Origin of the sequence: Acidovorax sp. SUPP3334, from assembly GCF_030159055.1 — a bacterium.
Classification (GTDB): domain Bacteria; phylum Pseudomonadota; class Gammaproteobacteria; order Burkholderiales; family Burkholderiaceae_C; genus Paracidovorax.
This window is the reverse complement of sequence record NZ_BQXQ01000012.1, coordinates 81,354-107,474: the sequence shown is the minus strand read 5'-3', so window position 1 is coordinate 107,474 and position 26,121 is coordinate 81,354. Positions and strand designations below refer to the sequence as shown.

Annotated in this window: 21 protein-coding genes and 1 pseudogene; 12 read left to right on the top strand and 10 right to left on the bottom strand. The window is 68.0% G+C overall.

The window, feature by feature from the left end; translation table 11 throughout:
• Positions 1-44 precede the first annotated feature (44 nt).
• Together AVHM3334_RS09150 and xrtH are read right to left on the bottom strand one after the other, a co-directional pair.
• Entirely contained in the window at positions 45-902 is an 858-nt protein-coding gene (locus AVHM3334_RS09150) for an exosortase H-associated membrane protein (protein ID WP_284411591.1), read from the bottom strand.
• Positions 903-915: 13 nt separating this feature from the next.
• On the bottom strand, positions 916-1,479 hold the full coding sequence (gene xrtH / locus AVHM3334_RS09145) for an exosortase H (RefSeq protein ID WP_284411590.1): 564 nt from the start codon (positions 1,477-1,479) through the stop codon (positions 916-918).
• 180 nt (positions 1,480-1,659) lie between these two features.
• Between xrtH and AVHM3334_RS09140 the strand changes: the two genes are divergently transcribed.
• Together AVHM3334_RS09140 and AVHM3334_RS09135 are read left to right on the top strand one after the other, a co-directional pair.
• Positions 1,660-1,941 (top strand): hypothetical protein, encoded by a 282-nt coding sequence (locus AVHM3334_RS09140; protein ID WP_284411588.1) that lies wholly within the window; start codon positions 1,660-1,662, stop codon positions 1,939-1,941.
• On the top strand, positions 1,932-2,402 hold the full coding sequence (locus tag AVHM3334_RS09135) for a hypothetical protein (protein WP_284411586.1): 471 nt from the start codon (positions 1,932-1,934) through the stop codon (positions 2,400-2,402). Before AVHM3334_RS09140 ends, AVHM3334_RS09135 begins: the two co-directional genes overlap by 10 nt.
• Before the next feature lie 149 nt (positions 2,403-2,551).
• Here the strand turns inward: AVHM3334_RS09135 and htpG are convergent, their stop codons facing one another.
• Positions 2,552-4,540 carry a molecular chaperone HtpG gene (gene htpG, locus AVHM3334_RS09130; RefSeq protein WP_284411584.1) on the bottom strand — a complete coding sequence of 663 codons (1,989 nt, stop codon included), beginning with the start codon at positions 4,538-4,540 and terminating at the stop codon, positions 2,552-2,554.
• 245 nt (positions 4,541-4,785) lie between these two features.
• Between htpG and AVHM3334_RS09125 the strand changes: the two genes are divergently transcribed.
• Entirely contained in the window at positions 4,786-6,081 is a 1,296-nt protein-coding gene (locus tag AVHM3334_RS09125; protein WP_284411582.1) for a polysaccharide lyase family 1 protein, read from the top strand.
• 112 nt (positions 6,082-6,193) lie between these two features.
• On the opposite strand, the gene AVHM3334_RS09120 is transcribed toward AVHM3334_RS09125, so the two are convergent.
• Positions 6,194-6,922: a pseudouridine synthase gene (locus tag AVHM3334_RS09120; protein WP_502869883.1), complete on the bottom strand. Its 729-nt coding sequence runs from the start codon at positions 6,920-6,922 to the stop codon at positions 6,194-6,196.
• Between the two features lie 142 nt (positions 6,923-7,064).
• On the opposite strand from AVHM3334_RS09120, the gene AVHM3334_RS09115 reads away from it, so the two are divergent.
• Positions 7,065-7,229 carry a hypothetical protein gene (locus AVHM3334_RS09115; RefSeq protein ID WP_284411578.1) on the top strand — a complete coding sequence of 55 codons (165 nt, stop codon included), beginning with the start codon at positions 7,065-7,067 and terminating at the stop codon, positions 7,227-7,229.
• A 127-nt stretch (positions 7,230-7,356) separates the two neighbouring features.
• On the opposite strand, the gene AVHM3334_RS09110 is transcribed toward AVHM3334_RS09115, so the two are convergent.
• Positions 7,357-9,693 carry a putative bifunctional diguanylate cyclase/phosphodiesterase gene (locus AVHM3334_RS09110; RefSeq protein WP_284411576.1) on the bottom strand — a complete coding sequence of 779 codons (2,337 nt, stop codon included), beginning with the start codon at positions 9,691-9,693 and terminating at the stop codon, positions 7,357-7,359.
• Positions 9,690-10,289, bottom strand: coding sequence for a methylamine utilization protein (locus AVHM3334_RS09105; protein ID WP_502869885.1), 600 nt, complete (start codon positions 10,287-10,289; stop codon positions 9,690-9,692). Before AVHM3334_RS09105 ends, AVHM3334_RS09110 begins: the two co-directional genes overlap by 4 nt.
• Before the next feature lie 341 nt (positions 10,290-10,630).
• On the opposite strand from AVHM3334_RS09105, the gene AVHM3334_RS09100 reads away from it, so the two are divergent.
• Positions 10,631-12,238, top strand: coding sequence for a methyl-accepting chemotaxis protein (locus AVHM3334_RS09100; RefSeq protein ID WP_284411574.1), 1,608 nt, complete (start codon positions 10,631-10,633; stop codon positions 12,236-12,238).
• Here AVHM3334_RS09100 and AVHM3334_RS09095 read toward each other — a convergent pair.
• Complete coding sequence (locus AVHM3334_RS09095; RefSeq protein WP_284411572.1) at positions 12,225-13,010, bottom strand: Crp/Fnr family transcriptional regulator; 786 nt, start codon at positions 13,008-13,010, stop codon at positions 12,225-12,227. The two genes, AVHM3334_RS09100 and AVHM3334_RS09095, sit on opposite strands and share 14 nt — an antisense overlap.
• Positions 13,011-13,137: 127 nt before the next feature.
• Here AVHM3334_RS09095 and AVHM3334_RS09090 point away from each other — a divergent pair, with 127 nt between their 5' ends.
• Positions 13,138-14,355 (top strand): ABC transporter substrate-binding protein, encoded by a 1,218-nt coding sequence (locus AVHM3334_RS09090; RefSeq protein ID WP_284411570.1) that lies wholly within the window; start codon positions 13,138-13,140, stop codon positions 14,353-14,355.
• A 171-nt stretch (positions 14,356-14,526) separates the two neighbouring features.
• Here AVHM3334_RS09090 and AVHM3334_RS09085 read toward each other — a convergent pair whose 3' ends face one another.
• The 3 genes from AVHM3334_RS09085 to AVHM3334_RS09075 all read right to left on the bottom strand — a co-directional run bounded on the left by AVHM3334_RS09085 (position 14,527) and on the right by AVHM3334_RS09075 (position 18,480).
• The gene (locus tag AVHM3334_RS09085; protein ID WP_284411568.1) at positions 14,527-15,411 is read right to left on the bottom strand and encodes a general secretion pathway protein GspB; all 885 of its coding nucleotides are present in this window, start codon (positions 15,409-15,411) and stop codon (positions 14,527-14,529) included.
• A 106-nt stretch (positions 15,412-15,517) separates the two neighbouring features.
• Entirely contained in the window at positions 15,518-17,239 is a 1,722-nt protein-coding gene (locus tag AVHM3334_RS09080; RefSeq protein WP_284411566.1) for an ExeA family protein, read from the bottom strand.
• 53 nt (positions 17,240-17,292) lie between these two features.
• On the bottom strand, positions 17,293-18,480 hold the full coding sequence (locus AVHM3334_RS09075; protein ID WP_284411564.1) for an ATP-binding protein: 1,188 nt from the start codon (positions 18,478-18,480) through the stop codon (positions 17,293-17,295).
• Positions 18,481-18,749: 269 nt separating this feature from the next.
• On the opposite strand from AVHM3334_RS09075, the gene AVHM3334_RS09070 reads away from it, so the two are divergent.
• From AVHM3334_RS09070 to AVHM3334_RS09045, 6 genes and pseudogenes are all read left to right on the top strand, one after another.
• A complete protein-coding gene (locus tag AVHM3334_RS09070; RefSeq protein WP_284411562.1) occupies positions 18,750-20,696 on the top strand; it encodes an AMP-dependent synthetase/ligase in 1,947 nt (648 codons plus the stop codon).
• Positions 20,697-20,716: 20 nt separating this feature from the next.
• A complete protein-coding gene (locus AVHM3334_RS09065) occupies positions 20,717-21,502 on the top strand; it encodes an ABC transporter ATP-binding protein (protein WP_092744920.1) in 786 nt (261 codons plus the stop codon).
• 10 nt (positions 21,503-21,512) lie between these two features.
• The gene (locus tag AVHM3334_RS09060; protein ID WP_284411559.1) at positions 21,513-22,442 is read left to right on the top strand and encodes a branched-chain amino acid ABC transporter permease; all 930 of its coding nucleotides are present in this window, start codon (positions 21,513-21,515) and stop codon (positions 22,440-22,442) included.
• Positions 22,443-22,479: 37 nt separating this feature from the next.
• A pseudogene (locus AVHM3334_RS09055) lies at positions 22,480-23,556 on the top strand (branched-chain amino acid ABC transporter permease).
• A gap of 79 nt (positions 23,557-23,635) precedes the next feature.
• On the top strand, positions 23,636-24,961 hold the full coding sequence (locus AVHM3334_RS09050; RefSeq protein ID WP_284411557.1) for an ABC transporter substrate-binding protein: 1,326 nt from the start codon (positions 23,636-23,638) through the stop codon (positions 24,959-24,961).
• 208 nt (positions 24,962-25,169) lie between these two features.
• Positions 25,170-25,979, top strand: a complete 810-nt coding sequence (locus tag AVHM3334_RS09045; protein WP_284411555.1) for an ABC transporter ATP-binding protein — start codon at positions 25,170-25,172, stop codon at positions 25,977-25,979.
• The last annotated feature ends 142 nt before the right edge of the window (positions 25,980-26,121 follow it).

Here is a 26,121-nt window from a genome sequence, read left to right as displayed (position 1 = left end):
AGTCCAATATGGCCGCCGCGTGTACACGGGGCCGCCCGCGCGGGTCAGCGTTGTTTTTTGCGCACAGGCAAGGTGGCGGCGGCGCTGCCGGAGACCTTTCCGCCCAGCGATGGGGGCAGATGGGGCAGCGGGCTGGGCATGGAATCATCCGCCGCTGCCTCCTGGGCGCGATGCGGTACGGCGGCGGGGTCGGCGGGCGAGCCTGCCGGCGCCATGCCGGCAGGCCGTGGCGCGGCGCCCACCGCATCCACGGCCCCCGTGGGTGCCGGTGCGGCCTGCGGCGCCGGCCCAGCGCCGCGTGCCGTGGGCATGGCGCGGCGCCATGCCTGGATCACGACTTCGTTGACGAACTGCCGGTCCAGCCACAGCCACAGCACCATCGGCGCGAGCGTGGGCAGCACCAGCACGCCCACCTGGTAGCCGTACACCAGCGCTTCCAGCTGCCACTGGGCGACCCGCAGAATCCGCACGTCGAGCTGCGCCGTGAGCACCACCTGCATGAGCAGGTGCATCACCAGGCTGAAGGCCTGCAACGGCACCAGCAGCGCGAAGCCCGCCAGCGCGCGCCAGGTGCGGCCGGGGCCGCGCGCGGACAGCAGCAGGGCCAGAAAGATGGGCAGGCCGTAGGCATAGCGGCCCGGGTCGGACTCGACCGTGATCTCGACCAGGCGGTTGCCGGTCTGCGGGGTCGCGACCGCCACCGAGGTATCGACCTCGATCCCGCCAGGGCGAACCCGGACCTCGCGCACCCAGCCGGGCGCGCCATGCTCCAGCGCCACGGCGGCGACTTTGCCCACGGGGTACGAGGTCCAGGGCGACACCCGGATCCACAGCAGCGTGAGCAGCACGACCCCGGCGAACAGGCCGAGGATGAAGATTTTCAGGCTGGCGGCGCGGCGCATGCGAAGCCGCGGATCAGGCCGGCACCGCAGCGGAGGCAGAGGACGAAGCGGCGGCTGGCGGCGCGGCCGGTGGATCGTTCGGGGGCGAGCCCGATGCGCCGGACCGGCTGCCTGCGCGCACCCACAGCAGCCAGACGATGAGCACGTCCACCATGATGAGGGCCTGCCAGAGGTATTCGTGGGCGAAATTGAAGACGGCGGTGTTCCACTGCCCCAGGTAGAACAGGCTGATCACGCGCACGATGTTCATGGCCTGCACGGCGACGAACCCGGCGACCAGCCCGACCAGCTTGTGGCGCCAGGTGGCGGGAAACGCCAGGACGGCCGCGAAGAGCACGATGCACGCCTCGATGCCGTTGCAGCCCGCCTCGATGGACACGCCGAAACCCGTCGTCTGGTTCCACAGCACCTTGCCGGCAGCGGCGGCCGAGCTATCGAACCAGGTAACCAGCCCCGCGCAGATGCGCGCCAGCAGCGCCGTCCAGGGCAGCACCAGGTGCTGCTGCACCCAGCCCAGCATGTTGATGCCGAACATCGAAAGCTGCAGGGTCAGGAAGATCAGGAAAAAGCGCAACATGCCGGAAAGGCTCCGCAGAGTGGGACGGGATCGGGCCGGGATCGACGCACATTATCCAGGCAGTTCGCCCCTGCGGCCCCAGGGGAAAGCCTGTGAACAGGGGACATGTCTGCGCGCAGGGCCACGCGCCTTCAGTGACATGGGGCAGCACAAGGAACCCTGAAACGCAGCAGTGACTTCATGGCTCGCAACGATCCGTCGCCAACTCGGCGGTATTCTCCGTTGGTAATGGCTATGCTGCGCTCCGTCAAAATGCCTATGGGTTTGAGCAAGGTTCAGCAGGATGCTTTCCTGGGAGAAAAAGCCGTCCATGAACCGGTCACCACAGCGCAAAACAATTCCCTGCGATGGCTCGTTGATGAACTGATCAGCACGCTCCCATTGAATTCAGCAGAGGTTCATCGGCATCCCGATGTGAGTAGAAAAAACGCGACCGAAGCGAGTACCGCAATATGGCGCTGAAACACTCCGCCATCGCGGCGCTTTGGATCGCCTTCCCTCTTTGCCCTTCCCTCGCTCAGGAGTCCAAGCCTCACACCCCTGCACGCAAGCTCTGGTCCATCGCCGCAGTGGCTTCCATCGACATCACGCGGGCCGCCGCACAAAGCGCAGCGGGAGAAACCGCGCCCTGTGCGGGCATCCGGCCGCTGGGGGAGCGCGATGTCCGGCAGTTCCTCGGCCACGCGCGGCCGATCGACCGGCGTGCCTATCTGCACGACCATTTCCTCACGGGCGATTGCTACACGGAAGCTCGGGTTCGCTTCAAGGATGGCCGCGTGGCAACGCTGGGGATTGCCAACGACGCCGGCACCGCCGTTCTCACCCCGGTCGTAAGGGGCAAGGAGCAGGCGCCTGGGCGCTATCTGCACTGCGCGCAGTGCACGGGCTTGCTGGACTTGGCGGACCGCGAGCTGCCGAAATAGCGCTCGCGCGCCAGGGCCGCAGCGTGGCAACGCCACACCAGAAGCGCGGGCGCTCGATGAAAAACCCCCGGCTTCTGCCAAAGGCCGGGCCTTGGATTGCTATTAATTACATAGCAATACTCCCTAGTGAATCATGCGCTGGAGGCCTTTCAGACCAACAGTGCATTCACCCGCTTCACATAGGCCGCCGGGTCTTCGGGCAGGCCACCTTCGGCCAGCAGCGCCTGGTCGAACAGGATGTGCGCGAGGTCGTGGAAATGCACGCTGCCGTCCAGCTTCTTGACCAGCGCGTGCTCGGGGTTCACCTCCAGCACGGGCTTCGATTCAGGCGCCTGCTGGCCGGCCTGCTTGAGCATGCGGGCCAGCTGGGTGCTCATGCCGTCGTCCTGCACGACCAGGCAGGCGGGCGAATCGACCAGGCGGGTCGTGGCGCGCACGTCGTCGGCCTTGTCCTTGAGGGCTTCCTTGAGCTTGGCCAGCAGCGGCTTGAAGGCCTCGGCGGCTTCCTCGGCGGCCTTCTTCTCGGCCTCGTCCTGCAGCTTGCCCAGATCGACCGCGCCCTTGGCCACGGACTGCAGCGGCGTGCCGTCGAAGTCCTGCAGGTAGTTCAGCGCCCACTCGTCCACGCGGTCGGTCATCAGGAGCACCTCGATGCCCTTTTTCTTGAAGACTTCGAGCTGAGGGCTGTTCTTGGCGGCGGACAGCGTGTCGGCGGTGATGTAGTAGATGGCGTCCTGGCCTTCCTTCATGCGCGCCTTGTAGTCGGCGAACGAGACGGTGACCGCATCGCTTTGCGTGGAGGCGAAGCGCAGCAGCTTGGCCAGGCGCTCGCGGTTGCCGAAGTCTTCGCCCAGCCCTTCCTTGAGCACGGCGCCGAACTCGGCGTAGAACGCCGTGTACTTGCCTTCCTTGGCCTTGTCTTCGTCGCTGACCACGTCGGTCACGCCGTCAGCGCCTTCTTCACCGGCGGTGTGCTTGTCGTGCTTGGCCAGGTCTTCCAGCATGCTCAGCACGCGCTTGGTGGAGCCTTCGCGGATGGCGCGCACGTCGCGGCTTTCCTGCAGCAGTTCGCGGCTCACGTTGAGCGGCAGGTCGCTGGAGTCGATCACGCCCTTCACGAAGCGCAGGTAGGTGGGCATCAGCGCCTCGGCGTCGTCCATGATGAACACGCGCTTGACGTACAGCTTCACGCCGGCCTTCTTGTCGCGGTTCCACAGGTCGAACGGGGCCTTGGCCGGCACGTACAGCAGTTGCGTGTATTCCGTGTTGCCTTCGACGCGGTTGTGGCTCCAGGTGAGCGGGTTCTCGTGGTCGTGGCTGATGGCCTTGTAGAAGTCCTGGTACTGCTCTTCGGTGATGTCCTTCTTGGGGCGGGTCCACAGGGCGCTGGCCTTGTTGACGGTTTCCCACTCGCCGGTATTGACCATGCCGCCGGGCTGGCGGCCGCCGTTTTCGTCGCCGGGGTTGATCAGCTCGCCCTCTTTCCACTCTTCCTTTTCCATCAGGATGGGCAGGCTGATGTGGTCGGAATACTTGCCGATGATCGACTTGATCTTCCAGGCGTTCAGGAACTCTTCGGCGTCGTCGCGCAGGTGCAGGATGATGCTGGTGCCGCGCTCGGGGCGGGTGATGGTCTCGACCTCGAAGGCGCCGGTGCCGCCGCTGATCCAGCGCACGCCTTCTTCGGCCGGCAGGCCGGCGCGGCGCGATTCCACGGTGATCTTGTCGGCCACGATGAAGCCGGAATAAAAGCCCACGCCGAACTGCCCGATCAGCTGGCCCTGCTCGGAGGCAGTGGCCTTCTGGTCGCCCGAGAGCTTGCCCATGAAGTCCTTGGTGCCGCTCTTGGCGATGGTGCCCAGGTGGTCGATGGCCTCCTGCTGGCTCATGCCGATGCCGTTGTCGGTGATGGTCAGCGTCTTGGCGTCCTTGTCGAAGGCCACGCGCACTTCGAGGTTGGGCGCGTCCTCATACAGCGCGTTGTTGTTGAGGGCCTCGAAACGCAGCTTGTCGCAGGCGTCGGACGCATTGGAGATCAGCTCGCGCAGGAAGATTTCCTGGTTGGAGTACAGCGAATGCGTGACCAGGTGCAGCAGTTGCGCCACTTCGGCCTGGAAGGAATGGGTCTGTTTGCTCATGGTGTGGATTCGGAGGTCTGGGTCATTCACAAAAAGAGGGATGCCCCGCTAATTAGGGGCAGGCGCCGCATTATCAAGGCTGAAAGATACGGGCCCGGGCAGCGCCCCGCGCCACGGCGGCACGGGCGGCCTGAAAGATGGCGCGAGGGCTCGCCCCCCGGCGGGCGCCGGGCAGTGAACTCCAGCGCCGCGCGGCGTTCCAACCGGCCACCCCTCTCAACCACCGGTCACCCCGAACTGGACCCATGCGCAAACTCCGAACCCTTCTGCTCCGACCGGTGCTGCACGCGGTGCTGGTCATGCTGCTCTGGCCCGTCGCGCCCTTGTGGGCCCAGGTCGTGGGCCGCCCGGAAGGATTTGCGGCGCAGGTCACCGGCGGCGGCCAGGCCCAGGCCGTTCGGCCCGAGTCGCTGCAGGCCTTGGAACGCGCCCTGTGCGATCGCTTTGCCGGCCACCGGTGCACCGACCAGACTCCGCGCGTGGTGGTGCTGGACAAACTCTTCGACTTCAGGGGCTCCCTGCCGGCCAACGGCGCGACCAGCACCACCGAGGCGGGCTGCATCGCCTTCGCCTGCAAGGACGACGCGCCGAGCCGGGGCCAGCAGGCGCTGAACGTCGCCCACTTCTGCGACGGCCGCCCGGCAGCGCCGGTGACCTATGACAACGCGGGCCGGGCGCCGCTGCAGGTGGGCTCCAACAAGACGATCGTCGGCATGGGCGGCAACGCAGGCATCCAGGGGCGCGGCCTGCGCATCGGCGATGGCAACCGCAACGTGATCGTGCAGAACCTGCGCATCACCGACATCAACCCGGACGTGATCTGGGGCGGCGATGCACTGACCCTCGACGACGCCGATGGCGTGTGGGTGGACCACGACCTGTTCGCCCGCATCGGGCGCCAGATGGTGGTGACGGGCTTCGGCAGCGCCACGCACGTCACGCTGTCGCACAACGAATTCGACGGCCGCACGCGCCATTCGGCCACCTGCGATGGCCGCCACTACTGGCTGTGGCTGTTCCTGGGCGCACAGGACACGATCACCGTGGCCCGCAACTACGTTCACGACACGTCGGGCCGCGGCCCCCATGCGGGCGGCATGAAAAACGCCACCGTGGCCGCGCACCTGGTGAACAACTATTTCGAGAACATCGGCGGCGAAGGCGCGGCCATGCCGCTGACGGCCACGGCCCGCCTGCTGATGGAGGGCAACTACTTCGACCATGTGAGTCAGCCCGTGTACAGCTACGCGCGGGCACCCGGCCCCGGGCAGGCCTATGCCCCGTTCGCCGGGCCCGGCGATGCGGACGGCGGCCGGTGCCGGCGGGCCATCGGGCGCGATTGCGTGCCCAACGGCCAGATGGCGAGCGGCACGGCCTACCAGCCGCTGGATGAAGCGGCGATCAGCGCTTTCAGCGCCCTGCGCGCATCGCTCGTGGTGCCCGCACCGTTTGCCGAAACGGCACGGACGGTGCGCAGCCAGGCCGGCGTGGGCGTGGTGGGGGCCACCACCGGCAACAAGCCGCCAGCGGCGCTGAATTGACCGCCCGACACAGAACTCGGATCTTTTCTCCCAGATGCTATTTATTTAATAGCACTCACCGCATGATTACCTAGGGCGCTAGGCCGAAAACACTCAAACCCCGGCGCAGCCCCTAGAACTTCTCGTTCGCCCCCAGGTAGCGCCACTGCCCCACGGGCAGGTTGCCCAGCGTCACCCGCCCGATGCGGATGCGCTTCAAGCCCACCACCTTCAGGCCGACCAGCTCGCACATGCGGCGGATCTGGCGCTTCTTGCCCTCGTTGAGCACGAAGCGCAACTGCTCGGGGTTTTGCCAGTCCACGCGGGCGGGCTTGAGCGGCTGGCCGTCCAGCGACAGGCCGTGGCACAGGCGGGCCAGCTGCTCGGCGGGGAAGGCGTCCTGCACGTTCAGTGCCACGTCGCCGTACTGCACGCGCACCAGGTATTCCTTGTCCACCTCGGAGTCTTCGCCGATCAGGTGGCGCGCCACGCGGCCGTCCTGCGTGAGCACGAGCAGGCCGACCGAGTCGATGTCCAGCCGCCCGCAGGGCGCCAGGCCGCGCAGCTGCGGCGGCGAAAAGCGCATGCGGCTCGGGTCCTCGCGCCAGTGGGTGCGCGGGTTGATGAGGGCCACGGCGGGCGTGTGGCCGTCCTCGGCCTGGCCGCTCACGTAGCCCATGGGCTTGTGCATCAGGATGGTGACCTTCTGCTCCTGAAAGCCCTGTGCCACGCGCTCGACCTCGATGCGGTCGGTGGGCAGCACCTGCAGACCCATGGGCGCGACTTCGCCGTTGACCTTCACCCAGCCCTGCGCGATCCAGTCGTCGGCCTCGCGGCGCGAGCACAGGCCCAGCTCGGCCATGCGCTTGTTCAGGCGCGAGGTGCCGCCCTCCCCTGCGGCCCCTGGTCCCGGCCCTGCCGGCGACCGGCGTGGGGCACCTGTTACAGCACCTGTGCCCGCACCCGGACCTGCACGGCTGGCGGCGGGCCGGCCCGGTGCCGGCATGGCCCCTGCAGACGCGCGCTGCGGGCCAGCGGCGGGCAGCGGCGGGCGCGGCCACTCGGGTGCCCGGGGCGCGGAGCGCGAGCCCGGCGGGGAGCTGGGCTGGTATGCGGACTGGGATGGGGATGCGGCCGGCCGCGCGCCGGAGGCCGGCTTGCCGCGGTAGCCCGGCTGCGCTGGCGCAGCGCGTGGGCCGGCGGGCGCAGCGCGTGGTGTGGCGGGCGGGGCTGCTGCAGGCGGTGCGGCGGGGGGAAGGGAAAGGCGTCGGCGGGGCGGCAATTCAGGCATGGGCGCTATTTTCTCTCGGCAGCCGAGGCATGCCAGGCGAGAAAGTCGTCCATGGGCAGCGGCCGGCTGATGTAGTAGCCCTGTGCGTCGTCGCAATGCAGCGCCCGCAAGCGCTCCAGGATGGCAACGGTTTCCACGCCCTCGGCCACCACGCTCAGCCCCAGGTTGTGGGCCAGATCGATGGTGGAGCGCACGATCTGCTCGTCGCCGTCGTCGGCGGCCATGCCGATGACGAAGGATTTGTCGATCTTCAGCTCGTCCACCGGCAGCCGCTTGAGGTAGGCCAGCGACGAATAGCCCGTGCCGAAGTCGTCGATGGACAGCTTGAAGCCTTGTTCCGACAGCCGGTTGAGCATGGCCTCGGCGCGCAGGGGCTCGTCCATGATCGCGCTCTCGGTGATCTCCAGGCAGAAGGCCGAGGCGCCCACGCCATGGCGCTCCAGCAGCGCGCCGAAGCGGTTGCTCAGCTCCGGATCGAGCAGGTCGCGCGTGGAAAGGTTGATCGAGATCTGCAGCGACAGCGCCTGCACCTGCGGCTGCGCGAGGAACACCACGGCCTGCTCGAACATCCACAGCGTGAGCTGACGCACGAAGCCGGTCTGCTCGGCGAACGGAATGAACTGCATCGGCGGCACCATGCCGCGCTCGGGGTGCTGCCAGCGCACCAGGGCCTCGGCGGCGTTGCCGGGCTGGCCGGTGAGCGTGACCTTGGGCTGCAGGAACAGGCGCAGTTCGTTGCGGTCCACCGCGCGGCGCAGCTCGGTCAGCAGCGAGAGCGACACCGCGCTGGACAAATCCATGGACGGCTCGTACAGCAGCGCGCCGCTGAGCCGCTGCTTGGCCGCGTACATGGCGATCTCGGCGTGGCTGAGCAGGGTGTCGGCGTCCTGCGCCGGGCCGGGCCAGCAGGCGATTCCCATGCCCGCGCTGAGGTCCACCGTGCGGTCGCCGAAGGCCATCGGCGTTTCGAAGGCGCGGATGATGCGCTGGGCCATCTCGCGCGCGGACGCGGCATCGGCGCCCAACAGCATCATGGCGAACTGGTTGCCGCCCAGGCGCGCGACGATGTCCTGCGACGAGCGGGCCTGCATGCCGATGCGCTCGGCCACCGCCTGCAGCAGGCGGTCGCCCAGCGCGTAGCCGAGCACGCCGTTCACGTGCTTGAAGCGGTCCAGGTCCAGCGCGATCACGGCCACGGGGCGCCCGCCGCCTTCCGGGCCCATGGCCTCCATCAGCGCGCGGCGAAAGCGCTCCCGGTTGGGCACGCCGGTCAGCCGGTCGATGTCGGCCAGGCGCCGGATCTGGTTCTGCTGGCCGGAGATGTCAAGCCGCATGCGGTCGAAAGACCGGGCGAGGTTGCCGATCTCGTCGTGGCGCGTGGTGTGCTCGATGGGTGCGGCATAGTCGCCCTGCGACAGGCGGTGCGTGGCATCGACCAGCGAGTGCAGCGGCATGGTCAAGCGGCGCGCCATGAAGGCGCTGCCGATCGCGAACAGCACCAGGCCGACCACGGTGATCACGCCGAGCAAGACCTGCAGCTGCCGGTAGGGGGAGACCACGTCGTCGAGCGAGCGCAGCAGCAGCGCGCGGGCGCTGGTGGCGCCGCTGTCCAGCCGCACGGCGCGCACCAGCAGCGTTTCGCCGCCGACATCGCGCTCGCCCCCCATGCGAAAGTCGCGCAGATCGGACATCGCCCGGTCGGGCAGCGAACTCACCGGCACCGACACCGCCCCGGCAGGGTCGCGGATCTGGATGGCCACGTCCACCGACAGCAACTGCTGCATCTCGGACACCAGCGTCTCGTTGACCGGAAAGCCCATGAGCACCCAGCCCACCACCAGCGGCGCCCGCATGGGCACCATCACGAACTGGTACGGCATGCCTTGCACCACGGCGATCTGGCTGCCCAGCGGCTGCGCCACCAGCGCCGGCACGGCCTGATCGATCGCGCTCTGGTAGTCGGCAGGCGAGCGCGAAGGGCTGGTCGCCTGCAGGTGCATGCGGGCGTCCAGCAGCGCCGTCATCGCCGCGCCGATGCGTGCGCCGTGGTTCTCCAGCACCGACTGGATCGTGTCGGCATCGCCCGAGTTCACGGCGGAGCGAAAGCCGTAATCGGAGGCCAGCAGGGTCGAGGCCTCTTTGAGCCGCACGGCGTTCTGGTCGAGCAGCCAGCGCCAGACGCGCTCGTCCACATCCAGGCTGCGCTCGATCTGCGCGCGGGCATTGCGCACGATGAAGGTCTGCACCACCACGACCCCCGCCGCCTGCACGATGAGCAGCAGCAGCAGCGAAATGCCGACGAGGCGCAGGATGAGGCTGCGGCGCAGCGCGCGCAGGTTCAAGGGGTCACTCCCGCCAGCCGCACGACCACGGGCGCGGCGCCCTCGGCCACCGTGAGCGGCTGCGAATAGGCCAGCGCGCCGACCGCCAGGCCCGCGTGCCACACGCGCAGGGTGTAGGCACCGGCAGGCACCTTGTCGATGCGGGCGCTGCCGAAGGGCGAACCGCCCTGCGCGAAGAACGGGGTTTCCAGCACCAGAATCCAGGCCACCATCTGGTCATGGATGTTGCAGCCCAGCACCACGACGCCGGGCCGGTCGAAGAGGACCGGATTGGCAGGGGTGCCGGAATACAGCTGCAATTCGAACTTCTTGGCGGGCGAGAACGAATACACATGGTGGCGCACCGTGTCGCGGTTGGGAAACTGCACCTCGGTGCCCACCGTGACCACCAGCACCTCGGGCACGAAACGGCGTTTTTGCTGCGCCATGTCCTGCACCGACAGGGGCCGTGCCAGCTTGCGTGCCTCGGCCGATTCCAAAAACACCACCGCGCCCGGCAGCGGCTTGCCGGCGCTGTCCTGCACGGTCACCTGCACCTCCACGGCGCCCGCCTGAAACGCCCATGCGCAGAGCATGGCGGCCATGCCCAGGCGCATTGGCGAGCGGAGTCGGTTCATGGTGGCGGATCCTTCCAAAAATGTAACAACGCCACGATGCATCGGACCGCTGCGCACTGGAATGCGCAAAAATAAAAGCCCCATGGCGCTACCAAATAAATAGCATCATATCAATGCATTTAATAAGAAATCGACCATTAAATCAATTGATTCCTGCAGGAATGCCTTTTCGGACTTTAGAAAGAGACCATCAATAATGGCCCGTTAATATGTAACATCAGTGGCATTGCCGGACACTGCGGGAGCGGCCCCCCCTTGCCGACCATTGGCATTCCTTTTGCTGTGCAGTTCGTCAGAGGCCATCGGCCACGGAAAACACCATGCAGACCCCTTCGTTCTTCAAGACCCTCTCCATCTCGCGCCGGCTCTTTCTGGGGTTCGGCTGCATGCTGGCCCTGCTGATCGCCGTCGCCGCCGTGGCGCATGCCTCGCTGGGCGAGGTGAACCGCCAGATGCAGCAGATGACCGGCGCCAGCGCCAGCAAGATGCGGCTGGTCAACGCCATGCTGGAGAACGTGAGCGCCATCGGCATCCAGGGCCGCTCGGCCGCCATGCTCGGTGAGATCGACCCCAAGAGCGCCGACGAGCAGACCCGCCGGGTCGGCCAGGCCCTGCAGCGCTACGCGGCGCAAGAGTCCGAACTGGCCACGCTGCTGGACGCCGGCGCCACGGCGGCCGAACGCCAGCTGCAGACCGAGATCCAGGCGCTGGCCCGCAAGAACCGGCCCGAGCTGGACACCGCGCTCAAGGCGATCGCCGATGGCGACACCGTGAGCGCCACCCTCTCGCTCATGACGCGCGTGGCACCCATCGAATCCGCCTGGCGCGAAAAGTTGGCCGAACTGGTGCAGCTGCAGAACACCCTCAACACCGAAGCCGCCGCCGAAACGAGCCGCATGCAAAACCGGGCCCGCGCCATCGGCGGCAGCCTGGTGGCGCTGGCCATCGTGCTGGGCGCGCTGATCGCCTGGCGCACCACCGCCAGCATCACCCAGCCGATCGGGCGGGCCGTGGTGGTGGCCGAGCGCATCGCCAACGGCGACCTCACCTCGCGCGTGGAAGTGCGCATCCAGGACGAGACCGGCCGGCTGCTGGACGCCATCGCCGCCATGCAGGAGCAACTGCGCTCGCTGGTCGGCAACATCGGCACCACGGCGGATTCGATCCTGCTGGCCAGCTCGGAGGTCGCCTCGGGCAACCTCGACCTGAGCCAGCGCACCGAGCAGACCTCGGGCAACCTGCAGCAGGCCGCCTCGGCGCTGGAAGACCTGACCCACACGGTGCAGCAGAGCGCCGACGCCGCGCGCCAGGCCAACCAGATGACGGCCGCGGCCTCGCAGGTCGCCGAACGCGGCGGCGAAGTCGTCTCGCAGGTGGTGAAGACGATGGACGTGATCAGCGCCAGCTCGCGCAAGATCGCCGACATCATCAGCGTGATCGACGGCATCGCCTTCCAGACCAACATCCTCGCGCTCAATGCCGCGGTGGAGGCGGCCCGCGCGGGCGAGCAGGGCCGCGGCTTCGCCGTGGTGGCCGGCGAAGTGCGCGCGCTGGCCGGGCGGTCGGCCGACGCGGCACGCGAGATCAAGGCACTGATCCTGGCCAGCGCCAATCAGGTGCAGGAAGGCACCACGCTGGTGGGCCATGCGGGTGCGACCATCGGCGAACTGGTGCAGTCGGTGCAGCAGGTGTCGGGCATCATGGCCGAGATCACGGCCGCCGCGCGCGAGCAGAGCGACCGCATCGGCCAAGTGAGCCAGTCGGTGGGCGCGCTGGAAACCATGACGCAGCAGAACGCCGCACTGGTGGAAGAAAGCAGTGCGGCGGCCGGCAGCCTGAAGGACCAGGCCGGCCGCCTGACGCACATGGTGGGCGCCTTCCGCCTCACCCGCACGCCGGAACTGGCAGCGCCCGTCAACCGCGCATGACGGCTTGCGCACCGGGGGCTCCCGCCCCGGGCCGGTAGCGCCTGGGGGGCGATTCGGCCTGGGCGATAAACACGCTCTCGCGCAGCGCGGCCAGGTCCAGCACCCGCAGCCCGCCGTACTCCACGCAGATCGCCCCCTGGGCCTGCAGCTCGGCCAGTGCCTCGTTCACGCGCTGGCGCGACAGCCCCACGAGGTAGGCCAGTTCCTGCTGCGTGATGCGCAGCACCTCGCCCACCCCGGGGTAGAGCACCGGATTGAAGAGCGACGCAAGGCTGCGCGCCACCCGCACATCGGGGTTGCCCAGCCGGTCGATCTCGCGCGCGGCGATGAACTGGCCCAGCCGCTCGTTGAGCTGGTTCATCACGAACCGGTTGAAGCCGATGGAGTGGTCCAGCAGCCAGTGGAAGGTGTCGATCGGCAGGCCGGCCACCACGCTCTTGCGCAGCGCCTGGATGTTGTAGCGGTAGGGTTCGCGCTTGACGGCCATGCCCTCGCCGAACCAGCCGCCCGGGGGCACGCCGGTGAACGTCATCGTCTGGCCCTGGGCGTTGTCGGTGCTCATCTTGAGCAGCCCCTCGACCACGCCGAACCAGTAGGTCACCGGCCGGCCCACGCGGCACACGTAGTCGCCCACCTTCGCGTCGCCCACCAGCAGGGCGGCCACGGCGCGCTCGCGCTCGGCCTGCGACAGCAGCGGCAGCCAGGGAATGCCGTCCAGCTCCACCTGGGACGGCAGGCGGCGGCGCTGGTGCAGCGAAAGGTCGTCGTTCATGGCCCGAGCATGGCGCAGGACGGCAGCGGCGCAATTGCGGGAATACCACGAGGCGGATTGCTGCCAAGGCGACAAAGAATCGGCCCGCGCCCATCCATGATCCGCACCACCAGGCCACGGAGACACCATGCCCCAGACATTCCCAGCGGCCCCCCCTGCGCGCGAACGCGCCCTCTCCCGCTCACCGGATCGCACCGCTCCCCCGGCCTCGCTGCGCCGCCGCGGACTGCTGGCGGGCGCCGCTGCCCTGGCCCTGCCGTGGGCTGCCACCCGCCCGGCCCGGGCGCAGGGCACGGTGCTGCGCATCGCGCAGTCCACCGCGCTCACCGGCCCGCTGGGCGATCTCGGCTCGGCCATGCACCTGGGGGCGAAGGCCGCTTTCGCGTCCATCAATGCCCAGGGCGGCGTGCAGGGCCAGACCATCGAGCTGACCACGCTGGACGACGGCTACGACATTCCCCGCGCGCTCGCCAACGTGGACAAGTTCATGGCCGACCGCGAGCAGTTCGCGCTCTTCAACTGCATGGGCACACCCATGGTGGAAGCCATGCTGCCCAAGGTGCTGCCGTCCGGCATGCCGTTCTTCGCGCCCTTCACCGGCGCCATGCTCAGCCGGGTGAAAGGCGCTCGCAGCGTGTTCAACGTGCGCGCCACCTATGCCGACGAGGCAGAAAAACTGGTCCAGCACTTCTCGACGCTGGGCATTCGCCGCATCGGCGTGATCTACCAGAACAACACCTTCGGCAAGGAAGTGTTCACCGCCGCCCGCGATGCCATGGCCCGCCTGAAGCTGGGCGAGCCGCTGTCCGGCACGGTGGAAAGCGATACGTCTGACGCGGGCGCCGCGGCGCGCAAGCTGGCCGATGGCAATCCCGAAGCCGTGCTGATCGGCCTGGCGGGCAAGCCGGCCCTGGAGTTCGTGAAGGCCTTCCGGCCGCTGCGGCGCGGCGTCACGCTGTACGCCACCTCCGTCATGGGCACCTCGGCCACGGTCAAGGCGCTGGGGCCGGACGGGGTCGGCATCACGATCTCGCAAGTCGTGCCGCTGCCCACCAACGTGGTGGTGCCGATCGTGCGGGAGTTCCAGGCCGCATGGAAAGCCGTGGGCGCCACGGCCGAGCCCTCGCACCTGGCGCTGGAGGGCTACATCAACGCCCGCGTGTTCGCCCAGGCCTTGCAGCGCGCCGGCCGCAGCCCGTCGCGCGCGGCCTTCGTGGACGCGACCTGGAGCCTCAGGAACTGGGACCTGGGCGGCTTCGAGGTGAACGCCACCGGCCCCGAACGCAGCGCCTCGCGCTTCGTCGAGCTGACCCTGGTGGGACGGGACGGGCGGTTCATCCGCTGAGCGGCTTCCGAGGGCCGCAGCGGGCCAGTCAACGCCCTATCGCGGCCTGGACCGGGTCAATCGCCAAATTGCTATTAAAAACATAGCATCAGAACCATTGGATACGGCGGCGCTGGCCGTTTCAGGCCAAACCACCCTCCAGCCGCTGCCTCCGACGGCCCCTGGCCGCCCTCACTGCGACGGCACGGCGTAGCGGTAGCCCCGGAACGCCCACACCGTGCGGGACGGCTCGATCTTCTCCAGCACCACGCCCGGCGCGGCCTGGTCGCCCTCGTGCAGCACCTGTCCGTTGACGATGGCCATGCGATAGGCCGGGTTGGCCGAATACGTGGCGCCACTGAACTGCATGGCCGGCAACTGCTCGCGCACGCTGGGCGGCAGGTCCCGCTGCGCCACCACGGGCGGGGCGGTGGCTTCGGCAGGGCTGGGGGCGTTGACCGTCGCCGGGGGCAGCAGGCGCGCGGTCGCGGCGGCAGCGGCCGAGGCGCGTGACTGCGGCGTGGCGGCAGCCCGCTCGGCCGATTTTTCAGCCGCCGTTGCCGAAGGCGATGCCGCCTGCGCAGCGGGTGCCACAGTCGCAGGGGCATCAGCAGAGGATGCGGCACGCGGCACCGCCACCGGGGCCACGCGATCCGGCCGCACGGCAGGCGCTGGCGATGGTGCCGGCAAAGGCGCCGGCGCGCTTCGGGTCGGCTCGGCCACCTTGGGAGCGGGAGCCGGAACGGGCGCAGGGGCCGGCGCTGGCGCGGGGACCGGGGCAGGCAACGTCACTGCAGCGGGCCCCACGGCAGGAGCGCTGGCAGGGGCCGCCGCCAGGCGCACCGATTCGGCAGGCGCTGCCGTGCGGTGCGCAAACCACCAGGCGGCCCCCGCCGCCGCGCCAGCCACGGCCACGCCGGCCGCCAGCACGGGCAGCCACGGCAGCGCGCCGAAGCGGGCCGGCTCGGCGGGCGAGGCGGCGCCCGGCGCGGGCACGGCCGGCGTGTGCAGGCCGGGTACGGCGCCGCGGCCCCGTTCGGCTTCGGCGCGCCGCAGGGCATCAAGGATGTAGGACATAGGAAGGCAGCATGGACGTGGAACCTGCGCAGGCACGGCGACAGGGACAGAAGGCACCGGACACACTGCGGTGCGGGCGCCTGGAAAAATCTGGCACGCGGTTCATTCAAGCTCCGGCGCGCAGGCGCGGCTCGTCCACGCCCGCAGCGCGATTGAGCAGCATGAGGGTCATCGGCCCGGCACGCCCATCGGGCTTCAGGCCCTGGGCGAGCTGAAAGCGCTGAATGCGGGCACGCCGCTGCGCGGCAGCCGCCGGCCGCTGGTTGGCGGTGCGCGCCGCAGCCGCGCCTTCGGCGACGGGCGGCAGCTGGGCATCGAGCCATGCCAGCGTGGCAGGCTGGTCAGCCAGATCGCTGCCGTCCAGCAAACCGGGCGGAGCACGCCACAGCGTGGCGAACTCCCCGTGCCACGCCTGGCTCAGATCGGCCACGGGCACCTTCAGCGTGCGGCCATTGCCCTCCAGCGTGGCCACGCCGTCCTCCAGCCGCGACAGCACCACCGGCACGGGGCGATCGTCGGCGGTGAAAAGCGTCATCACGCCGGGACGGTCGAGCTGGCGCAGCAGGCTCAGGCCCGCGCGGCGCTGCCGAAAGCAGCGCAGGCCCTGGCGGGCCAGCGCCGCGCAGGCGTCGGCATCGGCGGCAGGCGGTGCGGTGCCCCAGGCGGCGGCCAGCGAGCGCCATGCGGCCTCGTCGCCTTCGGTCTGCGCCGCCAGAAATCCCTGCAGCGCCGAGACGGCAGCCGGCGCGGCAGCGGCGGCAGAAGCCGTGATGGAAGCGGCGGCCATGGCCGCGGATGCCCTCTGGGCCGGCACGGAAGCGGATGTGGATGCCGATGCCGGCGCTGCAGCCATTCCCGTGCCCATACCCGCACCGGCGCCGGCCGGCGGCCACCAGCCCAGCGCCCACCCCGCGCAGGCCACGGCTGCTGCGCCGGCCAGCGCCCCCGCGCCTGCCACGGCCCAGCGCGGCGCACGGCCAATGCCCGGCTTCGCGCGGGCCACCGGCGCGGCATCGAACACCTCGCGCGCGGCCTGGTCCACGATGGCCTCGTTCACCTCGCGCACGCCGCCCGCATAGGCGCCCAGCAGGGCCCGGTCGCACAGCAGGTTGATGCGCCGCGGTATGCCCCGCGCCAACGCATGCACGCGCTGCAGCGCGCGTGCGGTGAACGGCAGCGCGCCCTGCAGCCCGGCCACGGCCATGCGGTGGGCGATGTACTGGCGGGTTTCCTCGGCGCTCAGGGCATCGAGGTGAAAGCGGGCGATCACGCGCTGGGCCAGTTGCTCCAGCGACGGGCCGGCGATCATGCCGCGCAGCTCGGGCTGGCCGATCAGGATGATCTGCAAGAGCTTGCGCTCGCTGGTTTCCAGGTTGGTGAGCAGGCGCAATTGCTCCAGCACGTCGGTGGAGAGGTTCTGCGCCTCGTCGATGATGAGCACGTTGTTGCGCCCCGCCGCATGGGCCTGCAGCAGAAAGGCGTTCAGCGGGTCGATGCAATCCTTGACCGTCTCGGAGCCCGGCACGGCCGGCGTGTGCGCCACGCCGAATTCGTCGCAGATGGAACGCAGCAGCTCGCCCACCGTGAGCCGCGGATTGAAGATGTAGGCCACATTGCAGTGCGCCGGAATCTGCTCCAGAAAGCAGCGGCACACCGTGGTCTTGCCGGTGCCGATCTCGCCGGTCAGCAGCACGAAGCCGCCCCCGGCGTCGAGGCCATACAGCAGATGCGCCAACGCCTCGCGGTGGCGGTCGCTCATGAACAGATAGCGGGGGTCGGGGGCAATGGAAAACGGCGCGTGCTCCAGGCCGAAAAACGGGGCGTACATGGCGGCAAGGATACCGCCCTGCCGTGGCGGCAGCCCTGCGGCCGGAGCGCGGTTCAATCGTCTTGCAACGGCGGCAGACCCGGCAGTGCCGCGGGCGGCCAGCGGCCCGCGGCGTCCCGGGCTTCGAACCAGCGGTGCATGGCCGCGTCTTCGAGCGCGTATTCGCCGCGTGCCGACTTCCACACCAGCGCGGGCATGCGCTGGCGCAGCGCCTCCAGCGCTTTCTGGGCCTGCGGCACGGTCACCGGGTGGCCAGCGTTGTTGTCCCGGTAAAAGCGCAGGGCCTCGGCGTCGTAGGGGCGAAATCGCGGGCCCTGCTCCAGCATGCGCCACAGCACGGCCTGTTCGGTCGGCTTGAGGCCAAGGTAGTCGGACTCCATCTGCGCTTCGTCCTGCGCCTGCTGCTGCCGGGCCGCCTGCAGCAGCGCGGGCTCGAAGCGCCCTGTCAGCGCCGCCAGGGGGCTCAGCACCTGCCCCAACGCGGCCATGAAGAACTGGGGGCGGTCGCCGAAAACCTCGAAGGCCTGCTGCAGCGAAGCCTGATCGACCGGCTTCAGTTCGGGCCGCTGGGCTTCGATCAAGGCAGCCACATGGGCGATGAAGTCGGGCCCCAGGGGCGGCATGCGCTGGATCTGAGAGCCGTAGAAAGGCGCCGCAGCCGTATTCACCAGACGCAGCAGCTTGTCGCGGTCCGAGCCCGACATGACGAGCATCAGGTTCACTGCCCCAGGCCGGTTGAGCTGGTCGCGGGCCGATTTCAGGGCGGTCATCGCGGCCTCGCCCGCCTCGCTGGTCAAAGCGTGCTGCGCTTCATCGACGATCAGCGCCACGGGCTGGCCCGCCTTTTCATGCAGAAGACGCAAGGCTTCGGTCAAGGTCAGGCCATCCACCTTGCCGATCTTGCTGGTGTCCACCTCCAGCCCGCCGACCTTCACCTTGTCCAGGCCGGCCTTTCTGGCGGACCGTGCAACCAGGCCCAGCCGCGGCTCCAGTGCGCGGGCGATGGATTCCGCGATCAACCCGCCCGGATCGCGCCGCGCATCGGCCCAAAGGTCCACATAGACCACCACCACACCCGCAGCCTCCAGGGCGGGACGCAGGTCCCCTTGAAGAAAGGTGGATTTGCCGGTGCGCCGTGGGGCGGCGAGAAAGAGTCCGTTGTGGGCATCGCCCAGCAACGCCTTGCCCTGCAGCGCGGACACCAGCGCCTCGGCCAAGGCGGTACGTTGGAAGGCGATCATCGCAAATATCCTTTTTTATCTTCGAAAAGATAGTTTATACAAATGTAGATAAATCGAGATATTTCTGGGTGGTGCCCCGGCGGGACACGGTCTGATCCGTATGCCATCAGCGGCTGCACGGGCAGGGTTACACCCGTCAGGAGTTTCCCGCAAACTGTCGTCGGCAAGACAAGATGGCGTCAAAGCGGTTCCTACCATCCGTTGCATCTCCATTGCATGGCTGCGCGCCCCGCCAGCAGCCTCGGCGGACACCACCGGTAGGAACAGGCATGACGACCACCTTCCCCCAACTGCTGCTGCAGCACGCCGCCGAACGGCCCACCGCTGCGGCGCTGCGCGACAAGGAATACGGCATCTGGCAGACCCACACGTGGGCGGGCCTGGCCGCGATGGTGGAAGCGCTGTGCGCCGGGCTTCACCAGGCCGGCCTGCAGGCCGGTGAGCACCTGGTGGTGGTGGGCGCCAACCGCCCACGGCTCTACGCCACCATGCTCGCGGCGCAATCGCTGGGTGCCATTCCCGTGCCGCTGTACCAGGATGCGGTGGCGGCCGAATGCATTTACCCGCTCAACAACGCCGAAGTGCGCTTTTGCGTGGTGGAGGACCAGGAGCAGGTGGACAAGCTGCTGGAGATCCGCACGCAGTGCCCTGCCCTGTCGCACCTGTACTTCGACGATCCGCGCGGCCTGCGCAACTACGGCGAGCCGGGCCTGGCATCGCTCGACGCACTGGCCGAGGCCGGCGCGGCCTTCGTGGCGCAGAACGCCGGCTGGTTCCGTGCCCAGGTCGCCAAAGTGCAGCCGGGCGACGTGGCGGCCATGTTCTTCACCTCGGGCACCACGGGCAACCCCAAGGGCGTGGTGCACACGCACGCCACCTTGCTCGACCGCGCGCAGGCCGGCGCCGAGTTCGACCACCTCACCCATTCCGAGGAAGTGCTGGCCTACCTGCCGCCCGCATGGATCGGGCAGAACATCTTCAGCTATTCGCAGTGGCTGGCCTGCGGCTACGTGGTGAACTGCCCCGAGTCGGCCAGCACCGTGTCGATCGACCTCAAGGAGGTGGGGCCGACCTACTACTTCGCGCCGCCGCGCATCTTCGAAGGCCTGCTGACCAGCGTGATGATCCGCATGGAAGACGCAGGCACGCTCAAGCGCAAGATGTTCCACGCCTGCATGGCCGTGGCCCGCCGCGTGGGCCCGGCGCGCATGGACGGGCAGCCGGTGGGGCTGCTCGACCGCATCAAGTACGCGCTCGGCGATCTGCTGGTGTATGGCCCGCTGCGCAACAACCTGGGCTTTTCACGCGTGCGGGTGGCCTATACGGCGGGCGAGGCCATCGGGCCGGACCTGTTCACCTTCTACCGCTCGATCGGCATCAACCTGAAGCAGCTGTACGGCTCCACCGAGACCGCCGTGTTCGTGTGCCTGCAGCCCGACCACCAGGCCCGCGCCGACACCGTGGGCGTGCCGATCCGCGGCGTGCAGATCCAGGTGGCCGACAACGGCGAGATCCTCGTCAAGTCGGCCGGCCTGCTCAAGGAGTACTACAAGAACCCCGCCGCCACGGCCGAGGTGCTGACGGCGGACGGCTGGTATCGCACGAGCGATGCGGGCTTTCTCGACGCGCATGGCCATCTCAAGATCATCGACCGCGTGAAGGACGTGGGCCGCATCCAGGGCGGCGCCAACGACGGCGCCATGTTCGCGCCCAAGTACGTGGAGAACAAGCTCAAGTTCTTTCCGTACATCAAGGAGGCCGTGGCCCTGGGCGACCGGCGCGAGAAGGTGTGCGCCATGGTCAACATCGACTTCGACGCGGTGGGCAACTGGGCCGAGCGGCGCAACCTGCCGTATGCGGGCTACACCGATCTGGCGCAAAAGCCCGAGGTGTACGAGCTGATCCGCGACTGCGTGGAAAAGGTCAACGCCGATCTGGCGAGCGATGCGCTGCTGGCGGGCAGCCAGGTCAGCCGCTTTCTCGTGCTGCACAAGGAGCTGGATGCCGACGACGGCGAACTCACGCGTACCAACAAGGTCCGGCGCGGCTTCATCGCCGACAAGTACGGCACGCTGGTGGAGGCGCTGTACGCCGGCCGCACCGAACAGTTCATCGAGACGCAGGTCAAGTTCGAGGACGGCCGCACGGGCAGCGTGAGCGCCACCCTGAAGCTGGCCGACGCCAAGACGTTCGCCCCGACGAAGCAGGCCGCCTGACCGCAACGCCGCAAGACACCATGACCACCAAGAAAATCGGCGACGTCATCCTGGACGTCCAGAACATCAGCCTGCGGTTCGGCGGCGTGAAGGCGCTCACCGACATCTCGTTCAACGTGCGCGAGCACGAGATCCGCTCCATCATCGGCCCCAACGGCGCGGGCAAGAGCTCCATGCTCAACTGCATCAACGGCGTGTATGCACCGCAGGACGGCTCCATCACCTTCCGCGGCAAGACGTTCTCGCACATGAACTCGCGCCAGGTGGCCGAGATGGGCGTGGCGCGCACCTTCCAGAACCTGGCGCTGTTCAAGGGCATGAGCGTGATCGACAACATCATGTCGGGCCGCAACCTGAAGATCAAAAGCAACCTCTTCCTGCAGGCGCTGCGCATCGGCCCGGCCGAGCGCGAGGAGATGCGCCACCGCGCGTTCGTCGAACGCATCATCGACTTCCTGGAGATCCAGGCCTACCGCAAGACCCCCGTGGGCCAGCTGCCCTACGGCCTGCAAAAGCGCGTGGACCTGGGCCGCGCCCTGGCCATGGAGCCCCAGGTGCTGCTGCTGGACGAGCCCATGGCCGGCATGAACGTGGAGGAAAAGCAGGACATGTGCCGCTTCATCCTCGATGTGAATGACGAGTTCGGCACCACCATCGTGCTGATCGAGCACGACATGGGCGTGGTGATGGACATCTCCGACCGCGTGGTCGTGCTCGACTACGGCAAGAAGATCGGCGACGGCACGCCCGACGAAGTGCGCAACAACGACGACGTGATCAGCGCCTATCTCGGCACATCGCACTGAGGCCCCACCCATGGCATTCTTTCTGGAAACCCTCATCGGCGGCCTCATGGCCGGCATGCTGTATTCGCTGGTGGCACTGGGCTTCGTGCTGATCTACAAGGCATCGGGCGTCTTCAACTTCGCGCAGGGCGCGATGGTGCTGTTCGCGGCGCTCGCGATGGCGCGGCTGTCCGAATGGATTCCGAAGTGGACGGGCATCGAGAGCGCGCTGTTCGCCGGCGTGGCGGCCTTCATCCTGGCGGGCGCGCTCATGTTCGTGGTGGCCTGGTGCATCGAGCGCCTCGTGCTGCGCCACCTGGTCAACCAGGAAGGCGCCACGCTGCTGATGGCCACGCTGGGCATCACCTATTTTCTCGAAGGCCTGGGCCAGACGATATTCGGCAGCGACATCTACAAGATCGACATTGGCATGCCCAAGGAGCCGATCTTCGCGTTCGAATCGCTGTTCGAAGGCGGCGTGCTGATCAACAAGGAAGACGTGATCGCCGCCGCCATCGCAGCGGGCCTGGTGATCCTCCTGAGCATCTTCTTTCAAAAGACCTCCACCGGCCGCGCGCTGCGCGCCGTGGCCGACGACCACCAGGCGGCGCAGTCCATCGGCATTCCGCTCAACCGCATCTGGGTGATCGTGTGGTGCGTGGCCGGCGTGGTGGCCCTGGTGGCCGGAATGATCTGGGGCAGCAAGCTGGGCGTGCAGTTCTCGCTCACCACGGTGGCGCTGCGCGCGCTGCCGGTGGTGATCCTGGGCGGCCTCACCTCGGTGCCTGGCGCCATCCTCGGCGGGCTGATCATCGGCGTGGGCGAGAAGCTCTCCGAGGTGTACCTGGGCCCGTTCGTGGGCGGGGGCATCGAAATCTGGTTCGCGTATGTGCTGGCGCTGGTGTTCCTGCTGTTCCGTCCGCAGGGGTTGTTTGGCGAGAAGATCATTGATCGCGTCTGAACGGCTCTGACAACAACTACAAGCACAGGAGACCACCATGCTCTACCGCGAAAACGGCCAGTTCAAGACCACCTACCGCGCCGACCAGCAGATATTCCCGATCGCGCAGGACCGCATCGCCATCGCCTTGCTGCTGGCCGTGGCGTTCATCGCCGTGCCGATGCTGGCGAGCGACTATTTCTTTCGCGCCATCCTGATTCCGCTGGTCATCATGTCCATGGCCGCGCTGGGCGTGAACATTCTGGTGGGCTACTGCGGGCAGATCTCGCTGGGCTCGGGGGCCTTCATGGCGGTGGGGGCCTACGGGGCCTACAACTTCTTCGTGCGCGTGCCGGGCCTGCCGCTGATTCCGGCCATCGTGCTGGGCGGGCTGTGCGCCACGTTCTTCGGCATCCTCTTCGGGCTGCCCAGCCTGCGGGTGAAGGGGCTGTACCTGGCCGTGGCCACGCTGGCCGCGCAGTTCTTCAGCGACTGGATGTTCCTGCGCATCAAGTGGTTCACCAACAATTCCGACTCGGGCTCGGTATCGGTCAACGGGCTGCAGGTGTTCGGTATGCCGATCGAAAGCGCGCAATCCAAATACCTGTTCTGCCTGGGCCTGCTGGTGGTGGTCGCGCTCCTGGCCAAGAACCTGGTGCGTGGGGCCATCGGCCGCGAATAGATGGCCATCCGCGACATGGACGTGGCCGCCGCCGTGATCGGCATCCGCCCCATGTACGCCAAGCTCAGCGCGTTCGCCGTCAGCTCCTTCATCGTCGGCATGGCCGGGGCGCTTTGGGCCTTCGTGCACCTGGGTGCATGGGAGCCGGCCGCGTTCTCGGTCGAGGTGTCGTTCCGGCTGCTGTTCATGGTGATCATCGGCGGGCTGGGCTCGATCATGGGCGGCTTCTTCGGCGCGGCCTTCATCGTGGTGCTGCCCATCGTGCTCAACCAGTTCCTGCCCGCGCTGATGGGAATGTTCGGCATCGGCATCTCCACGGCCGGCGTGTCGCACGCCGAGCTGATGATCTTCGGCGCGCTCATCGTGTGGTTCCTGATCGTCGAGCCGCACGGGCTGGCCAAGCTGTGGTCCACCGCCAAGCAGAAGCTGCGGCTGTGGCCCTTCCCCCACTAGGGCGCGCGCACCGCTTCGCCCCGCCCTTTTTCCGGTTTCCCCCCGCGCTTCAATCCATTCAATTTCCAAGGAGAGACAAATGAAGCTTTCGAAACTCGTGATCGCTGCCCTCGTGGCGGCAGGCAGTGCGTCCGTGGCGACCAGCGCCTTCGCGCAGGCCAAGGAGCAGTTCTTTCCGCTGCTGTCGTACCGCACGGGCCCGTATGCGCCCAATGGCGTGCCGTGGGCCAACGGCAAGCAGGACTACATCAAGATGATCAACGCCCGCGACGGCGGCGTGAACGGCGTCAAGCTCACCTTCGAGGAGTGCGAGACCGGCTACGCCACCGACCGCGGCGTGGAGTGCTACGAGCGCCTGAAGGGCCGTCCGGGCGTGGCGCTGTTCGATCCGCAGGCCACCGGCATCACCTTCGCGCTGACCGAAAAAGCCCCCGTGGACAAGATTCCGCTGATGACGCTGGGTTACGGCCTGTCGGTCGCGCAGGACGGCATGGCCTTCAAGTGGAACTTCCCCTTCATGGGCAGCTACTGGACGGGCGCCGACATCCTGATCCAGCACATCGGCAAGCAGGCCGGCGGGCTGGACAAGCTCAAGGGCAAGAAGATCGCGCTGGTGTACCACGACAGCCCGTTCGGCAAGGAGCCCATCCCCGTGCTGCAGGAGCGCGCCAAGATGCACGGTTTCGAGCTGCAGATGCTGCCGGTGACCGCTCCCGGCGTGGAGCAGAAGGCCACCTGGCTGCAGGTGCGCCAGAGCCGGCCGGACTACGTGCTGCTGTGGGGCTGGGGCGTGATGAACTCCACCGCGTTGAAAGAGGCACAGGCCACGGGCTTCCCGCGCGACAAGCTCTATGGCGTGTGGTGGGCGGGTGCCGAGCCCGACGTGCGCGACGTGGGCGAAGGCGCCAAGGGCTACCACGCGCTGGCGCTGAACGGCTACGGCACGCAGTCGAAGGTGATCCAGGACATCCTGAAGAACGTGCACGACAAGGGCCAGGGCACGGGGCCGAAGGAAGAAGTGGGCTCGGTGCTGTACACGCGCGGCGTGATCATCCAGATGCTGGCCGTGGAGGCCGTGCGCCGCGCGCAGGAGCGCTTCGGCAAGGGCAAGGTCATGACCGGCGAGCAGGTGCGCTGGGGCATGGAAAACCTGGCGCTGGACCAGAAAAAGCTCGACGCCATGGGCTTCAGCGGGATCATGCGTCCGCTGTCCACGAGCTGCTCGGACCACATGGGATCGACCTGGTCGCGCATGCACACCTGGGACGGCAAGAAGTGGGATTTCTCCTCCGACTGGTACCAGGCGGACGAGCAGATCCTGAAGCCCATGATCAAGGCGGGCTCCGACAAGTACCTGGCCGACAAGAAGATGACGCGGCGCGAGGCTGCGGACTGCCAGTCTTGAGGACATCCCCCTGAGGCGCTGCGCGCCTTCCCCCTTCTCTCTTGGCGCTGCGCGCCGCGGGAAGGGGGACGACACCAGTGGCCGGGCGAAGCCCGTTCCACGGTGTCCCTGGCGATGTCACGGCGCCAGTATCAACGGCTGTTTTACAGCCGCCATCCGAGAGGGCTGCACCCGCAACCCTGCCGATTGGCACAGCGAAGGCAACACCATGGAACCTAAAAACATCGTCCTGAACGTCAACGGCATCGAGGTCATCTACAACCATGTGATCCTCGTGCTCAAGGGCGTTTCGCTGCAGGTGCCCGAGGGCGGCATCGTCGCCATCCTGGGCGGCAACGGCGCGGGCAAGACCACCACGCTGCGCGCCATCTCCAACCTGCTGCAGGGCGAGCGCGGCGCGGTCACCAAGGGCAGCATCGAGCTGCGCGGCGAGCGCATCGAGAACCTCTCGCCTGCCGACCTGGTGCAGCGCGGCGTGGTGCAGGTGATGGAGGGGCGCCACTGCTTCGCCCACCTGACCATCGAGGAGAACCTGATGACGGGCTCGTACACCCGCACCAGCCGCGCCGAGATCGCGGCCAATCTGGAGAAGGTGTACGCCTACTTTCCGCGCCTGAAGACCCGGCGAACCTCGCAGGCCGCCTACACCTCGGGCGGCGAGCAGCAGATGTGCGCCATCGGCCGCGCGCTGATGGCCAACCCCAGCATGGTGCTGCTGGACGAACCTTCGATGGGCCTGGCGCCGCAGATCGTGGAGGAGGTCTTCAACATCGTGAAGGACCTCAACGCGAAGGAGAAGGTCACCTTTTTGCTGGCCGAGCAGAACACCAAAATGGCCCTCAAATACTCGGACTACGGCTACATCATGGAAAGCGGCCGCGTGGTGATGGACGGCGCCGCGAGCGACCTGGCCAACAACGAGGACGTGAAGGAGTTCTACCTCGGCGTTGGCGGCGGCGAGCGCAAGAGCTTCAAGGACGTCAAGAGCTACAAGCGCCGCAAGCGCTGGCTCGCATGATGGATATGGCCCCCACGCTCCGCCACTGCGTGTGGTCGCTGCCCCCCGAGGGGGCCCAGCCCGCCTTGGGGCGGCCCGGCGGCGGGCTGAACATGGCCCCCACGCTCCACCACTGCGTTGGCCCGGCACGCCTCGAACACGA